Consider the following 15,373-nt stretch of genomic DNA (forward strand, 5'->3'; position numbering starts at 1 on the left):
TGTTCGAGTTGGTTGACCAGATCGACCAGATTGAAGAAGCGCCCCCTGGCGCGGCTGCGGATCACAGCGGAAGCCACGGCAATGCACAGATGGGTTTTGCCGGTGCCAGTACCGCCGATGAAGATGGCGTTGCGCTTGGCATCGAGGAAGGTGCCGGTGGCAAGTTCGCGGACCAGCCCTTCATCAACCGTGGTGTCGGCGAAGACAAACGCATCAAGGTCCTTGAGCACCGGGAACTTGGCGCCGGTGATGCGGTAGCTGATGGAGCGGGCCTGACGGTGAGTGCGCTCGGCCCGGATCAGGCTGGCGATCAGGGGATAAATCTCATCGCGCCGGGCAAGGCCCTTGCCGGCAACCTCGTCGAAGCTGGCGCGCATGCCGTAAAGCTTCAGTTCGCTCATGGCTTCCAGAATCTCGTGACGTTCCATCAGGCGATCTTCCTTATGCTGTCGTAGCGGCCACAATCGGCCAGGGGTTCGATCTTCAAGCGCAACGCATCGGGCGTGGTGATGCTGGGCGGCGGCGCGGGCTGGCGACGGCGTGCCAGCACGGTGAGGATCACGTCGCCGCTTGCGATCCCGGCCAACAGGGCCTCGTCGCAGGCGGCCTCGACGGCCTCCAGCCCGTAATCGGGCACAGCGCCCAGCACCTTGACGAACTGGCGGTCGCCGTCGGCGTGGCTCTTCAGCTTGGCGCGGACTTGGCTCAGCGCGGGCGGCAGCGCCCAATCTTTGAAGGGAGCGCCGTTGCGCAAGGCGCCGGGCTTCTTCATCAGGACCGGCAGATAATGCCAGGGATCATAGACAATCTGGTCGCGCCGGAAGTTCCGCGGATGATCGGCGACAATCTCGTCGCCGAGCAGCACGACGATGTGTTCGGCGTGGGTGCGTACCAGCACCATCCGGCCTGCAGCCCGCGCATCGACGCTGTAGCGATTGTGATCGGCCATGATCAGGCAGGTGGTGGTGGCGCGTACCGCCTTCTCGACAAAGCCGTCGAAGGGGCCGCGCAGTTCCATCAGGCTGGCGCGCTCTTCCTGGTACACCTCCCAGATCGTGCGGTCCTTGAACTCCGGATGCTGGTTGCGCTTGGCGTAGGCGATGCATTGATCTTCCAGCCAAGCGTTCAACTCGGCCAGGCTCTTCACCCGTGGCTTGGGCCGGAACAACTGGTCGCGCAGATTACCGACCTGGTTCTCGACCTGGCCCTTCTCCCAGCCCGAGGCCGGGGTGCAGGCCACCGGCTCGATCAGGTGATGCGAGCACATCTGCAGGAAGCGGCGATTATACTGGCGCGCTTTGCCGATGAAGATCGCCTCCACCGCCGTCTTCATATTATCGTAGATGCCGCGCCGGCAGACCCCGCCATAAAACCGGAACGCCTTGTCGTGGGCGTCGAACACCAACTCCTGGGTCTCCCGGAAGTAGACGCGCACGAACGGCATGCGGCTGTGCGATAGCTTCATGTGCGCCGCCTTCACCGTGACCGGAAGGCCCTGCAGCGTGATCACCTCGTGGCTCCAGTCGAACTGGTAGGCCTCGCCGGGCGCAAAGCTCATCGGCACATAGGCGTGCGCGGGAACTCGGGCGCGCTCGTTGCGCCAAGCCTTCACAAAGCGATGCACGCTGTCGTGGGCGCCGTCGTAGCCGCGACCGCGTAGCTCTTCGAACAGGCGCTGGGTAGAACGCCGTTCCCGGCGCGGCAGCTTGGCTTCCTTCTCCAGGATCGCCGTCAGAACCTCGACCCACTCGCCAAGCTTCGGCGTCGGCTGGATCTCGCGCTCGTATTTGAACTCTGTCTCGTGGCCGCGGATGACCTTGCGAACCGTGCCGCGCGATACCGACAGCGTGCGCACGATCTCTTTGATCGGGCGATGTTCCTCAAAATACGCGCGCCGGATCGCCCCGATCATGTCCACGCCGATCATCCCCTCCAGTCCTTCCCGGCCTCAATGGCCTGCCGGAAGGACGCTGACACAATTGGTCAGAGGGGTCGGTTTTGGACGCGAAAATCACCCCTCAGGGGGTCAATATTGCAAGCGATTTCACAGGCTGACCTGTTCCAAAAAATGCTGAAAGCGATCCCGGCCTAAGGACTGGGCCATCGCCTGCTCATTGGCCGGTAATGGCGGCGTGATGCCGAGTTCGTAGCGGATGAAAAGTGCCAGACTCTCGATGGTGACGTGCTGGTTGCGCTCTAGCCGGTCGAGGCACTCGTTCATCCGCTCCAACCGCATCCGAAACATCCGCTCCAACTCGCTCGCGCCCTTCGCCGCGAAATAGGATCGGAGCGCGGCATTGACGATCGCCGAACGGGTCGTCCCCGGCTCGCGACACAGCCGGTCGAGTTCTTCTTGAATCGGCGGGTCGAGATAGAATTGATGGCGCGGTTTCATGGTTGTCCTCAAAAATCGGGAAGTAGGTCGTCATTGGCCCGGCGATGGCCATCGCCTTCGTTCATGGCATGCGCGACACCGATCACTCCCAGCCCGCGAATGCCCGCGCTGTCCGATGCCGGATCATCAGCGGGCTCAAGCTCATCGGGTCCGGCGGCTCCGGCTCCGTCACCTTCTGGAGCGGGAGATTGTTCGGGCAGGCCAGGATGGCGCTGTTGCTGCAGACCGCCCTCTTCCGCGAACAGTGGACCGGGATCGCTCGCGCGCTCCTCCAATACCGGGGCGGTATGGCGGACCTGGCCTGTCCAATCGTCTGGGCGCGCTGGTGGCCGGTCGCGATATGTACCGTCCGCCAATGTTGGGGCCGGGAGCACGCGTTTGGTGAAGTTGCGGTCGACGTAGTAGCGCAGCTTTTTCGCCCGGATCGGTGGCTGACCGGAGACCAGGACCAACTCGTCGCTGTGCGGCAGCTGCATCACTTCGCCGGGCGTCAGAAGTGGCCGCGCCGTCTCCTGGCGGCTCACCATCACATGGCCAAGCCATGGCGAAAGACGATGGCCAGCATAGTTACGTTGGGCGCGAAGTTCGGTGGCGGTGCCCAACGCATCCGATATGCGCTTGGCCGTCCGCTCATCATTGGACGAGAACGCGATGCGGACATGGCAGTTGTCCAAGATGGCGTTGTTCTCGCCATAAGCCTTCGAAATCTGATTGAGGGATTGGGCGATGAGATACGCGCGGATGCCGTAGCCGGCCATGAACGCAAGCGCGGTCTCGAAGAAGTCTAGCCGCCCCAAAGCCGGAAACTCGTCCAGCATCATGAGGAGTTTGTGCTTCCGTCTCTTGGCCGGATCGCCTTCCAACCGCTCCGTCAAACGTCGGCCGATCTGATTGAGGACGAGGCGGACCAGCGGTTTGGTGCGCGAGATGTCCGACGGCGGGATCACGAGGTAGAGCGAGACTGGGCGCTGCGCATCCACCAGATCGGCAATCCGCCAATCGCAAGCTGCCGTGGTGCGCGCAACGGTGGGGTCACGGTAAAGCCCAAGGAATGACATCGCCGTCGACAAGACACCGGAGCGTTCGTTCTCGGATTTGTTGAGGACTTCGCGAGCGGCCGAGGCCACGACGGGATGAACGACCGGGTGCTCGGGCGTGCCGAGATGGTTCGTCGCCATCATGGCGCGTAGCGTGTGCTCGAATGAGCGCAGCGGATCGGAGAGAAAGCTCGCCACCCGCGCCAGCGTCTTTTCTTTCTCGGCATAGAGGACATGCAGGATCACGCCAACGAGAAGCGAATGGCTGGTCTTGTCCCAATGATTGCGCCGCTCCAGCGCGCCTTCCGGGTCGACCAGAATGTCGGCGATGTTCTGGACATCGCGGACTTCGTTCTGGCCTTTGCGTACTTCCAAAAGCGGATTGTAGCGGGCGCTTTTGTCCTCGGTCGGGTTAAACAAAATGCAGTGCGAGAACTTGGCGCGCCAACCGGCGGTCAAATGCCAGTTCTCGCCCTTGATGTCGTGAACCACCACACTGTCGGTCCAGGAGAGCAGCGTCGGCACGACCAAACCGACGCCCTTACCGGATCGGGTTGGTGCGAATGCCATGACATGCTCGGGGCCATCATGACGGAGATAGTCTTCGCGGTAGCGGCCCAGGAACACGCCCGCCGGGCGGAAGAGACCGGCCGCTTCGATGTCCCGCGCATTGGCCCAGCGCGACGAGCCGTAGGTCGTCGATAGGCGTGCCTGCCGAGCCCGCCACAGAGAACCGATCACGGCCGCGATACAGCCAACGATCCCGCCGGCTGCAACCATCATTCCGGCTTTGTTGAAGATGCTCGGCGCATAGGCGTCGTAGGCATACCACCAGCCGAACAGCGACCACGGGTGATAGACCGGATGTCCAATGAACCCGAACCACGGTGCACCAAGTTGCGGCTGATAGCCGAGTTTCCAGGCTGCCCATTGGGTCGCAAACCAGAGGCCACTGACAACAATCGTCAGCACGATCAGGATCTGGCCGAGAAGGAATTTGGTTGGCGTCATCCGCGTCTCCTCACGGATGAGCTTCAGCCATCGTTCCCGGATTCCAAATCGCCTTTCTGCACACAAACGCCGCCAAACACCGCCACTGGCACTACGGTGGGGGCTTGGCCGGTCGACAATCGTCGCCTAGACTCGATTTTGGAAGGGAGCTGACTGCGCACGGTCGAGGCCAAAGAAGGCCTCGATCAGGAGTGATCGGCGATGATCTTGGCTCTGTTGGGCATAGGCATCTTCTGCCTGCTGCTGGTCCGGTTTGCGATTTACGCCTTGCCGGCTTTTGTTGGGATCAGTGTCGGCTTTTGGGCTCTCAAGACAGGAGCTGGAGCGCTCGGCGCGATTTGTGCAGGTATTCTTGCGGGTTCTATTGCCTTCGGCATAGGGCAAGTAGTTTTCACCACTAGCCGTTCGATGGTGACGAGAACCGTGGTGGCCGGGCTCTATGTCATACCTGCGATTTGGGCTGGCTACAGCACAATACTTCAACTTTCAGAATTAGCAGGTACTACATCAAGCCTCTGGCGGCATGCCTTCGCCATCGTTGGCTCTCTCAGCATCGGCTACATGGCGTTTACCAGACTCGCCACACCGCTGGACGATATGCCCGCGCCAATGGCCAGTCCCCCGCCTCCACCAATGGAACCAGAAACACCTATCACGAAATTGACGGCCCGCCACGCTGACGCCCGAACGTCCAGGAGATGGTCTCGTCGCGCATGATCCCTGAGACCGGCTTGTTGACGGCGCGCTGAAGCACCGGGCGCCACGGCACCAGCGTGAACTCGCGGCTCTTCTCGATCACCGCAAACCGGCCGCTTTCAAGATCGATATGGCGACGGTAAATGCCGTCGATCCGCTCGCCAGACTTTGCCTCGGCATACGGCGCACCCAACTCACCCATCAGCGCCGTTCCTGCCCGCGTCAGCTCCCGCCGGCGGAGTTCGGCGAGGAGCCGCGCCCGATACACCGTCTGTCCTTGCTCCTCCCGAGCCAGTCCCTGCTCGATCAACCATTGCCGGCGTTGCTGAAGCGCTGCGGTCACCTCCCGCCCAAAACCCGTGTCGCGAACAGGCAGTTGGCTATCGCCGACCAGCTCGCGGTCAAGCCAAGTTGCGGCCACAACCCGCGCCTGATGGTTGGGCGGGGTTCGGGCTATGGTCTCGATGATGACCGGTGCGGCGCGCGACCGTCGCGCCTCCAATTCCCCCACCCGCTTGAGGTAATCCGGTGGAATGAACCAATTTCCATCGGCGTGGCGTTCAACAACGCCGGCCCGGCGCAAATCTTCGAGGCGGCGGACGTGGGCCTCGATATAGCCAGCCCGGGCTCGCGGATCGTGGTCGCGGTGTAGGTCGGCGCTGTAGGTTCCGTCGTGGTGTCCGGCGATTTCGGCAATCACCCTATCGGCTCGCCGGGGGCCGGTCTCCCGCGGCTGGACCGCCACCACCGTTCCCTCGCGCGCTGGCTCGTCGCGGTCGGCTTCGCCGATGTCGACATAGTGAGCGCAGCCATCGACGCCATCGACAATGAGGTAATAGCGGTCCTTAAGCTCGTCCGCCAAGCCGCGCGATACCACCCGGCCAACCACGGGGCTGGCGGTGTCGCCCTGCACCGCATAGCTCTCGAACGAGCGCTCCAGCCCTTTGGCCTTCATCTCGCGATGGATCGTCTTGATGATGTCGCCTCGCTCGCCCAAATCCCGGAGCGCACGTTCCATCCCGCCGTCGAGACGCCATGTCCCCGGCGCGGTCTCTTCGGCCAACCCCAACCGTTCCAACTTCTGCAGCCGGCCGATCCGCACTGCGGTGCGGAAGGAATCCCGGCCGGCGGCATTCACGAGCCCGTTCTCGTCCCGGTCCCGTAACAGCTCCCGGTCGATGCTGGTGAGGCGTTCCTGGTCGATCTCCTGGCGCAGGCGGTTCTCGATCTCTCGGTCTGTGCGCAGCCCCAAATCGAGCGAGACGATCTCGACAGCCCGCTCGCGCATTCCATGGGCGATGTATTCTCTGGCGATGACGAGGTCCTCACCACGGTCATCCTTGCCGCGCACGACCACATGGGTATGGGGGTGACCGGTATTCCAGTGATCGACCGCCACCCAATCGAGCCGGGTGCCGAGATCCTTCTCCATCTGCTCCATCAGCCGGCGGGTCACCGGCTTGAGGTCGTCATAGGACGCACCATCCTCGGCCGAGACAATGAACCGGAACTGGTGACGATCGCCCTCGCCCCGTTCCAAAAATTCTCGGCCCTCCGCACGGTCGTTCTTGGCGTCATAGAGCTCACCAGCGAGCCCCTCTCGGGTGACGCCGTCCCGCTGAAGATAGCGAAGGTGCATCCGCGCCGCATTGAGCCCCGAGGCCTTAAGGCGGATGACACGCGCCTGGATCACGACGCGCCGGCCTCGAAACGCACCGAACCGATCGCGGGACTTGAGGATGCGCCCTGTCCCGCTGCCCCGCCCGATCCGGCTGCCGTCAAACTGAACGCCCTTGCGCTTCGTCGTTCCCGTCGTCCGCGCCACACCCCGGAGCACGCCGCTCAGATAGCGGTCCTTCGGAGCGTTCGACCTGATACGACCGAGCCGCGGTTCGAAGTCGTCGTCCTTCGCCATGTCAGCCTCGCTATGATTGCGCACCCATCAGAAGACGGTATGCAGCACAGATTCGCCATTGGCGGCATCAAATTGGCGGAATTCCGCGCCTTTCGCGGGTCATGGCGGCAGGCGTTAAGCGCATGCCGCCAAACATTGAGATGTGCAGACAAGGAGATAGGCGCCCTTTGCCGCCATCGCTTTTATCTTGCCGACCATCTCTCTCCCGCCGCTAACCGCCATCTCTACGCTTCTCTACGATTGTCAGTTTTCCGGCTTGTGCAGATCGCGGCTCAAAGGCACGAACAAAACCGCCTCTGCTCGCGTGTTTTTGACCTGAGTTGGCGCTGTCACTTCTACATTTTCTGATGCGCTGCGCGCGCCAGATTGAACGAAAAACAGGGCGTGTTTCCCACCCGTTTCGTCCTTCTTGATCTTCGAAACCGGGAGCACTGGATCGGGTTCAAACGGGTGAACTTTGCCGTCCAAACGGACGCCGGGCAGAATCTTTTCGACGTAAGCGCGCGTCTCGGATGGGAGGGGCTTACCGGTCTTGAGATAGGCGTTAAAGCGTCCCGGTCCCGCACTATATGCCTCGAACAAATGCGGATATCCGTAGCGCTCATACATCTGCCGCAGATAGGCTGCTCCGGCGGTGATATTGTCATGCGGATCGTAAGGATTGGTGCCAAGGCCATAGCGCTGGCGCATATCATCATAGGTGCGCGGCATAAGCTGCATGAGCCCCATGGCCCCTGCTGCCGAGGTGATTGGCCGCCCATTCAGCGTCGTGTGGCCGCCGCTTTCCGCTCCCATGACGGTGCCGATCCAGGCCTCAGGCATGCGAAACTGTTCCGAGGCCTGCGCAATCTCGCCTTGCCATTTCGAGACGCCCGATTGGCCGTTGCCCACCGTAAGTTGGCGCTGACTGGGGGCTGATGCCTGCAATGATGAAGTGGCGCAACGAAGCCCCTCCGGTCCCGGCTGAAAAACTAGCGAGCAGGCCGTGAGGAGGCTCAGCGGGTCCATAACGGCACCAATCGTCCTTTGATTGTCGTAACTGGAAGTGGACCGAAATACCGCCCATCGAAAGAGCCCGGCACGTTCTCCATGGCCAAAAAGACTTCACCAGAGCCGAGACGATGACAGCCTGACCACGATGGCAGAGGCAGGAGTTGCCCATCCAGGCGTCGGCGTTTCAGGAACACTCTGCCGTCAATCCTGACGGTGTCGCCCGCGCCGCAGATAGTGCTTCCCGAGAGCGCCATCACTCGCTTGATGAGCGACACTCCGAGGGGAAGATAGTGCCGTTTATCCGCAAACCGGGCCAAGTTGCGTGGTGGCTCGACCAACACAAGATCACCGAGAGATACCGCGCTCTCATCCCCGCGAATATAAAGTCCGACGGGCGCCGACGCGCTGGCATTCCAGACCAAGAGCGGCCGGGGGCTGGCGTAATTTCTGCAAATAGCGGCGGCGAAGATGCCTGCCGATGCCAGCGCTACGACCGTCAACCATCGCCTCGATCCCTGTGAAATCGCGGGTGATGAAAGAGCGTCACGCACGACGGCGCTCATTATCACCACCGGGATTGTTGCTGGTCGAGTTACGCCTCTGCTCGGCCGACCAGATATCCAAATCGACGATGAGATAACGAACACTATTGCCGTGTTTGCAGTAGGCCGGGCCACATCCGAGCGTGCGCATGCGCTCCAAGGTGCGTGGCGAAAGGCCCAAATAGTGGGCTGCTTGGCCGGTGTTGAGATAAGGGCTGCCGGTCCGCGCTTGGGCCGCGCGGGCGCTGAGATCGTCCATACGCCTCTCCATTGTCGGGAAGCGCGGGCTAGGTCTTCGCGCCCCCAGCTAAAGAATCATGTGCGTAAATCTGGCGGCGCGGGACGGGCGAAAACGGCAATTGGCGATTTCGCCCGTCCGTGTACGGATAAGACCCAGCGCACCTTGCGATGCGCTGGGTAATCGGGTGTCAATCGGGCGGATTCCAGATGACGGCGAAGACGTTTTCATCGTCCTGACCGGCGGCCTGACCGAGATTGGCGAAGAGCTTGCGGCCACCAAAGGCGGGATCGGCAAGACTGAGACTGACGTAATCCTTGCCGGAGCTTTCTGCGGTTTTGATCCAGCCGGCGCCGATTTCGACGGATTGGCTGAAGATGCGGAAGTCGGGCTGGGCGTCGGCGGTCTTGGCGGTATTCGGCAGGATTTCAATCGGGGCGCGTACCGAAAGCGTCTTGATCTGGCCCTTGTACGACTTGCCGTCCTTGGATTTCGTGACGTAACCGATAGCTGGCATTGCTGGCTCCATTGAATTGCGGGAGACCATTCTCCCTTGCGATGGCAGACCGTTGTTGGGCGGCGGACGGGCACCCGAACCCGAAAGGGCCGCAGCATCGCGAAGGACCGGAGCGGCGGGAAATTTGAAGCGAAGCGGCCCGCGAGGAGCGCGTGAAACGCGCGGGGAAATTTCCCGTCCGCGATGGTTTCGGCAGGACCGGGCCCGCCCATAGGTCTTCGCACCAGAGCAAAGGGGAATGGGCACAAGCAGGCATTGGACCAGCAATTTGCGAAGAGACGGCGCGCTCCAATGGCAAGGAAGTTAAGGCAGCCAAGCACGCCCGCGCTATGACACAACTCATACAGCAACACCTGCTGCGTCGCTGTACGTCAAGCACCTTATGGAAATCACCACCGGATGAGGCGCACCAACAGCATCCGGCTCGCCAGTGTCACCCAGGCTATCGGCAGGCCATAGGCGACAACCACGAAGCTCGGGCTGTCGATCGGACAGTGGATGGAATAGCCGACAGCCCCAGCCGCGGCGGCGGCAAATCCGATGGCAGCGGCGGCGCGGCGCTCGTCGGCCGGGGCGTAGAACCGCATCAGTCCCGTCAAAGCACCGGCGGCAGCCGCGCCATAGATCGTCACCGCACCGAGGCAGAATGGAAAATTCGGCAAGACGAACGAATGCAGGATCGCGGTCGGCGCGGCGTGGCTCCATTCCCAACCGAGCGAACCTGCCACCAGTAAGGCGAACAGGACCGCAGCGATTACGCCCTGGCCCGCCGTCGCGACGGGACGGGCAACGCGCGCCAGTATTCCACCCGCTATCACGGCAAGCGTCAGCAGCACGACACTCTTGTAGGCCATCGATAGCGGCGGCATCGCAATATCGGGCCGCAATCCCAGCACCAAGGTGTTCACGACCATCGTCACCGCGATCGCGACTACGACAGCGAGGGATAACCGCAGCGGCGGCCGCCGCGGCGGCGTCTGGCTGAGAAGCGTGATCAAATCATCCGTTCGCATGATCAGGCGCGCTCCTTTGCCATCATCTCGGCGAGGCGGCGTAATCCGCGGTGAACAACGATCTTGATATTGCTTTCGCTCATGCCGTATTGCGCGGCCAAGGCCTTGACCGATGCTCCTTCCACTTTCAATGCCTGAATGATCTCTCCGGCGGGCGGCTTCAATTGCGCAAGCAATTGCGCCAGATCGCGCTGTGCCAGCGGAGCCTCGCCACCGCCATCGACGACGTCTGCCGCTTCTTCAAGCGGCACGTGATGCATGCGCTCACGGCGCAGCGCATCGATGATCTTGTGCTTGGCAACAGCATAGAGCCAAGCGAGGAACGGCATGGCGTCGTCATAGGTATGCAGTTTCAGATGCACCGTCAGCATAATTTCCTGCACCATATCCTCGGCCCAATCGCCACGGCCGTACCGCGCCAACTGCGAGGCGCAATAGCGGCGGAGGAGCGGCACCAGTTCAGTGAGGAGAAGGCCCATCGCTGCGCCGCCGCCTGCAGCCGCTATGGCCAGGGCGCGCCAGCGCGCGTTGCCTCTCTCGTCGGTGTCGCTGCCTGACATGATGACGTTGCGTCGTCCGTAACGGTTACATCGCGGCCAAAAATAAGTTCCAGCCGTAACTTTGTAACAGAGCCCTTCGTAATGCACAGCAGGAGATCACACGATCGTCCTCTGAAGTCATCCAAACTGGAGAATTGTCATGTTCACGCCCAAACTCTTTCCCCTGTTCGCCGCGGCGTTCCTGACCTGTGCGTATGCCGTGCCGGCCAGCGCCAACGACAGCATGGCGACACCCGTAGCCCAATCATCGGCGATGACCGGCGGATCGGCACCGATGAAGGCTGCAGCGATGCCCCATAAAAAGAAGACCACCAAACCAATGGCCAAGGCCGGCGCGATGTCGACCTCAGCCGGCATGTCAACGGGCGCGATGGGCAGCATGTCGTCCGATCATATGGCGACCAAGCCCGCCGACACCGCAATGAAAAGCGACATGTCCTCTCATTGACTTGTGCCGCGGTGGTGCCGCTGCCGCGGCCGCATTCGTCGGAACATACGCAGCATGCGTGATGCCGGTTACAGCCGACGGAAATAAATATTCCAAGGGCCGGGTGGAACTGCACGACGCACCGGCCGTAGCAAAGACGCACTGAATTCAACAGGAGGTGGAACGTATGGCACATCGAAAATTACTAGCTGCAGCCGTTGCAACGATTGCCTTGGCACTCGCACCGGCGGCACACGCCGGTCAGATCAAAATCACCATCCGCAATCTTTCGGCGGTGGGGGGCGTAAACCTCTCACCACTATGGGTCACGCTGGGGAACGGGTCGTTCGACGTCTTCAATGCCGGCTCCTCGGCGACGCCGGGTCTCGAGCCGTTGGCCGAGATGGGCAATCCAAGCGGTCTCGCGGCACGACTGGCATCGACCGATCCGGGCGCCGTCACCGGCTTGATCCCTGTCCCCGGCGCGAGCGGACTGGCGCAAATCGAACCGGGCGAAACCGGCACCATCATTCTCAACGTCAATCCGAGTACCAACCGCTTCTTCAACTTCGCGGCCATGGTCGTGCCATCCAACGACGCCTTTACCTCGCTCGACAATGCCCTCGCCTTGTTCGACAGCGCCGGGCATTTCCTGGGTGATAAGACCCTGACCCTGACCGGCAACGACATTTGGGATGCCGGCACCGAGGTGAACCAGTTGTTTGGCTCAGCCTTTGTCGTCGGCCAGAATGCCGGGCTCGGCGACACGGAGAACTTGGCGGTCGGATTACACCCTGGCTTTGGCACCTTTGACGGCCAGATCGAGCCCAACGGGCACACCTTCAATGCGGCCGATGCCGACGTCGCCAAGCGGGGCGGCTTTACGTTCGCCAGCATTACCATCAGCGAGGTGCCGGAGCCGGCGAGTTGGACGCTGATGCTGGCCGCTACCATGCTGGGCGGCTTTGCTGTCAGCCGTCGCCGTCGGCGAAACGGGAGGCAAGACGCCCACGCGGCTTGACCAACATCGCAACGACTACGAGGCGGCCGGGCACCTGCTCGGCCGCTTTTTTGGTCTGCCAACCAGCCACCATCACTACTTACCGTAGCGTGGAGGGCTGCAATCGTCGGCTTCGCTCTTTCCTCGGCAGGCCAAAGGTCCTCAAATAGGCCCCGACGAAGCGGGGGCTTTCATGATCGCGTTGTGCGGCTTTGCCGTCAGCAACTACTACAACAAACTCAAATTGGTTCTCTTGGAAAAGACGATCCCATTCGAGGAAAGGCTGGTCTATCCCTGGCAGCGCAGCGCGTTTCGCTCGGCATCGCCGCTCGGCAAAATTCCCTATATCGAAACCGAGCATGGCTGTCTTTCCGAATCCCAGGCGATCCTGGAATATCTGGAAGACACCTATCCGCAGACGCCGCTCTATCCCGCCGACACGTTCGCGCGCGCCAAATGCCGAGAACTGATCCAGCACCTCGAATTCAATGCGGAATGGGTCGCCCGCCGGCTGTACCGGGAAGCCTTCTTTGGCGGCACGGTTTCGGACGAGACCAAACATGACGTCCATAAACAACTGGCCGCCGGGCTGAAGGCCATCGCCAGCCTTGCGTCTTTTTCACCTTATATATTGGGACCGTTTTCGGCAGCAGACTGCGTTGCCTACGTGCATTTTTCGATGATCGCGAAGGCAACGGTGACGATCTATGGCGAGAACATGGTGGAACAGCACCTGCCGAATACCGGCGCCTTTATGCAGCATATGGAGCAGCGCCCGCATGTGGCGGCGGTCAACGCCGATCGCGCCAAGGCCCTCGCCGCCTTCCAAGCACTGAAGGTCAAGTACAGCGGCTAGAAGCCGAACGCCGACAGCCCCGGATGATCCAAGGGCCTCGGCCCCGGCGCATCCCAAAAGAACTTGCGCTCGCCGGGCGCGATCGGCGCATCGTTGATGCTGGCAATACGCCGCCGCATCAGGCCATGCTCGTCGAATTCCCAATTCTCGTTGCCGTAACTGCGATACCACTGACCGCTGTCGTCGTGCCATTCATAGGCAAAACGCACGGCGATGCGATTTTCGCGGCAACCCCAGACTTCTTTGATCAGCCGGTAGTCGTGCTCCCGCTCCCATTTGCGGGTCAAAAACGCTTCGATGGCCTCGCGGCCTTGAAGAAATTCCGTCCGGTTACGCCACACGCTATCGGGCGTGTAGGCGCGAGCGACGCGCACCGGATCACGCGAATTCCAGGCATCCTCGGCAAGACGAACCTTTTCGGTCGCCGTCTCCAGCGTGAATGGGGGCAGTGGCGGACGGACTTCCTCAGTCAATGGGACTTCTCCATCTAGGCAGTTGGGAGTTCAAATTCCGGCGTACCATTCATAACCGCGGTCTTCCCAATAACCGCCACGCCCGCCCGCGATGCCAGAGAGACGATCGGTGATATGAATGCGCTGAACGTATTTGGCGCTTTTGTAGCCGAGCTGGCGTTCGATACGGATGCGCAGGGGTGCGCCGTGCGCGACCGGCAATGTCTGACCGTTCATCGCATAGGCAATCAAGGTTTGCGGATGGAAGGCATCTACCAGCGCGATACTTTCGTAGTATTGGCCGGGGCTCTGCTCGCCACCCTTGGCAGGCTCGCCCTCGAGATTGTCGGCGCAGTAAAACACCACGTATTTGGCACCCGCCGCGACGCCAGCAGCCTTCAGCACCAGCCCGAGCGGCACGCCCGTCCACTGGCCGATCGCGCTCCAACCCTCGACGCAATCATGGCGCGTGATCTGCGTTCGCGACGGCAGCTTGCGGATTTCGGCGAGCGACAACGCCATCGGATTGGCCACCATGCCGTCGATCTTGAGCCGCCAATTGACGAACCCCTCATCGACATGGCGCATATAGTCATCGCCGCCGGGGTTCAGTGTGCCGTTGGCCTTGAACTCTTTGGAAATGTCAGAAGGCTTGAATTCCCGAGCCATGCGATTGCCCGCGAGCAACAGCCGCTGGTTCATTCGCGTCCAGTCTTCCACGCTGCGGAAAATCCGTTGGACGTTTTGGCTTTGAGTAAGCCGGTCACAGCCCGACAAAAGAAGTCCGGCACCACTGAGACTGCCGATCAGCGCGGCGCGGCGCGACAAGAAAGAGGTCATTTGTGGTCCTTGGGCACAGAAAAATAGCCTGTCAACATGGACCGCACTTCATTGATAGGCCCGGCGAGAATGACTTCCACCAGATGCACAAAAACAAACAGAACGATCAGCCATGCCGCGATGAAGTGTATGGTGCGAGCGGATTGGCGCCCGCCAAGCAAATCGGGCAGCCACGGCGCAAAGGCGTCAAACCCCGGCGACATTGTGAGGCCGGTCACGATCATTAGCGCGATCAAGGTCAAGACGCCGAGATAGGCGAGCCGCTGCAGGATGTTGTAGCGCTTCGCCGCCTCGCCGGTGGGATGCTTCAGCCGCAGATGATCGACCACAGACTGGCCGAAGGTTTTGAGGTCGCTGCGTGTCGGCCAGATATCGGTTTGGAGATGGCGCTTCCAAAGTCCCCAGGCGAGATAGGTTGCGCTGTTCAGCGCCAGGATCCAGGCAAACAAGAAATGCCAGTGGCGGGCATCGGCCAAATCTTGAAAGCTTGGAATGGTAATCCAGCTCGGCCACGCCCGCGCGGTATCGACGCCATCGACCTTGGACCAGCCGAGAACGCCGGTCGTGTTGATGTGCCAGGAACCAATGGCGATGAGACCCTTGGGGCCGGTTTCGGTATCGATCGCGCGAATGGCCAGGACCGGGGAATCGTACTCGTCGCCCTTGTCGCCCCAATAGAGTTGCGGATGCGCATTGAAGATGTTCAGCCCGCTGCCCAGAAGGAAGAACAGCGCCAGCACGTTGAGCCAATGCGTCAGCCGGACGACCAGCCGATGGCGATAAAACACCTCCGGCCTGGTGGGTACATCGGTATTCGCGGTTTCGACATCCACGCTCATGACGGCTCCGCGTCGGGCTCGCCAATGGCATATAGAGTGCCG

At 61.5% G+C, this 15,373-nt stretch carries 16 protein-coding genes and 1 pseudogene; 3 read left to right on the forward strand and 14 right to left on the reverse strand.

Features of this window, described 5'->3' with window-relative positions; translation table 11 throughout:
* From FHS84_RS00005 to FHS84_RS00055, 11 genes and pseudogenes are all read right to left on the reverse strand, one after another.
* A partial coding sequence (locus tag FHS84_RS00005) for an ATP-binding protein (RefSeq protein ID WP_166928969.1) occupies positions 1-428 on the reverse strand: 428 nt, incomplete at its 3' end.
* Positions 325-1,927 (reverse strand): annotated as a pseudogene (gene istA / locus FHS84_RS00010) (IS21 family transposase). The gene FHS84_RS00005 and the pseudogene istA, both read right to left, overlap by 104 nt.
* A 117-nt stretch (positions 1,928-2,044) precedes the next feature.
* Positions 2,045-2,395 carry a CopG family transcriptional regulator gene (locus FHS84_RS00015; RefSeq protein ID WP_166928973.1) on the reverse strand — a complete coding sequence of 117 codons (351 nt, stop codon included), beginning with the start codon at positions 2,393-2,395 and terminating at the stop codon, positions 2,045-2,047.
* 8 nt (positions 2,396-2,403) lie between these two features.
* Positions 2,404-4,443 carry a conjugal transfer protein TraG gene (locus tag FHS84_RS00020; RefSeq protein WP_166928975.1) on the reverse strand — a complete coding sequence of 680 codons (2,040 nt, stop codon included), beginning with the start codon at positions 4,441-4,443 and terminating at the stop codon, positions 2,404-2,406.
* 652 nt (positions 4,444-5,095) lie between these two features.
* A complete protein-coding gene (gene rlxS / locus FHS84_RS00025; RefSeq protein WP_166928977.1) occupies positions 5,096-7,054 on the reverse strand; it encodes a relaxase/mobilization nuclease RlxS in 1,959 nt (652 codons plus the stop codon).
* A 243-nt stretch (positions 7,055-7,297) separates the two neighbouring features.
* Entirely contained in the window at positions 7,298-8,062 is a 765-nt protein-coding gene (locus FHS84_RS00030) for a lytic transglycosylase domain-containing protein (RefSeq protein ID WP_166928979.1), read from the reverse strand.
* The gene (locus tag FHS84_RS00035; protein ID WP_166928981.1) at positions 8,050-8,610 is read right to left on the reverse strand and encodes a S26 family signal peptidase; all 561 of its coding nucleotides are present in this window, start codon (positions 8,608-8,610) and stop codon (positions 8,050-8,052) included. Before FHS84_RS00035 ends, FHS84_RS00030 begins: the two co-directional genes overlap by 13 nt.
* Positions 8,591-8,848, reverse strand: a complete 258-nt coding sequence (locus FHS84_RS00040) for a helix-turn-helix domain-containing protein (RefSeq protein ID WP_166928983.1) — start codon at positions 8,846-8,848, stop codon at positions 8,591-8,593. Before FHS84_RS00040 ends, FHS84_RS00035 begins: the two co-directional genes overlap by 20 nt.
* A 169-nt stretch (positions 8,849-9,017) precedes the next feature.
* Complete coding sequence (locus FHS84_RS00045) at positions 9,018-9,344, reverse strand: DUF736 domain-containing protein (protein WP_166928985.1); 327 nt, start codon at positions 9,342-9,344, stop codon at positions 9,018-9,020.
* 389 nt (positions 9,345-9,733) lie between these two features.
* On the reverse strand, positions 9,734-10,357 hold the full coding sequence (locus FHS84_RS00050; protein ID WP_166928987.1) for an NrsF family protein: 624 nt from the start codon (positions 10,355-10,357) through the stop codon (positions 9,734-9,736).
* A gap of 2 nt (positions 10,358-10,359) precedes the next feature.
* Positions 10,360-11,004 carry a sigma-70 family RNA polymerase sigma factor gene (locus FHS84_RS00055; protein ID WP_166928989.1) on the reverse strand — a complete coding sequence of 215 codons (645 nt, stop codon included), beginning with the start codon at positions 11,002-11,004 and terminating at the stop codon, positions 10,360-10,362.
* A gap of 52 nt (positions 11,005-11,056) precedes the next feature.
* Here FHS84_RS00055 and FHS84_RS00060 point away from each other — a divergent pair, with 52 nt between their 5' ends.
* The 3 genes from FHS84_RS00060 to FHS84_RS00070 all read left to right on the forward strand — a co-directional run bounded on the left by FHS84_RS00060 (position 11,057) and on the right by FHS84_RS00070 (position 13,200).
* Positions 11,057-11,365, forward strand: coding sequence for a hypothetical protein (locus FHS84_RS00060; RefSeq protein WP_166928991.1), 309 nt, complete (start codon positions 11,057-11,059; stop codon positions 11,363-11,365).
* 166 nt (positions 11,366-11,531) lie between these two features.
* Entirely contained in the window at positions 11,532-12,365 is an 834-nt protein-coding gene (locus tag FHS84_RS00065) for a spondin domain-containing protein (protein ID WP_166930085.1), read from the forward strand.
* A 172-nt stretch (positions 12,366-12,537) separates the two neighbouring features.
* Positions 12,538-13,200 (forward strand): glutathione S-transferase family protein, encoded by a 663-nt coding sequence (locus FHS84_RS00070; RefSeq protein WP_166928993.1) that lies wholly within the window; start codon positions 12,538-12,540, stop codon positions 13,198-13,200.
* Here the strand turns inward: FHS84_RS00070 and FHS84_RS00075 are convergent.
* Genes FHS84_RS00075 through FHS84_RS00085 form a run of 3 tightly spaced genes read right to left on the reverse strand, consistent with a single transcriptional unit; the run spans position 13,197 to position 15,331 of the window.
* On the reverse strand, positions 13,197-13,673 hold the full coding sequence (locus FHS84_RS00075) for a nuclear transport factor 2 family protein (RefSeq protein WP_166928995.1): 477 nt from the start codon (positions 13,671-13,673) through the stop codon (positions 13,197-13,199). The two genes, FHS84_RS00070 and FHS84_RS00075, sit on opposite strands and share 4 nt — an antisense overlap.
* A gap of 30 nt (positions 13,674-13,703) precedes the next feature.
* Positions 13,704-14,492, reverse strand: coding sequence for a molybdopterin-dependent oxidoreductase (locus FHS84_RS00080; RefSeq protein WP_166928997.1), 789 nt, complete (start codon positions 14,490-14,492; stop codon positions 13,704-13,706).
* Complete coding sequence (locus FHS84_RS00085) at positions 14,489-15,331, reverse strand: cytochrome b/b6 domain-containing protein (RefSeq protein ID WP_166928999.1); 843 nt, start codon at positions 15,329-15,331, stop codon at positions 14,489-14,491. Before FHS84_RS00085 ends, FHS84_RS00080 begins: the two co-directional genes overlap by 4 nt.
* Positions 15,332-15,373 lie beyond the last annotated feature (42 nt).

The organism is Rhizomicrobium electricum (assembly GCF_011762045.1).
GTDB lineage: Bacteria > Pseudomonadota > Alphaproteobacteria > Micropepsales > Micropepsaceae > Rhizomicrobium > Rhizomicrobium electricum.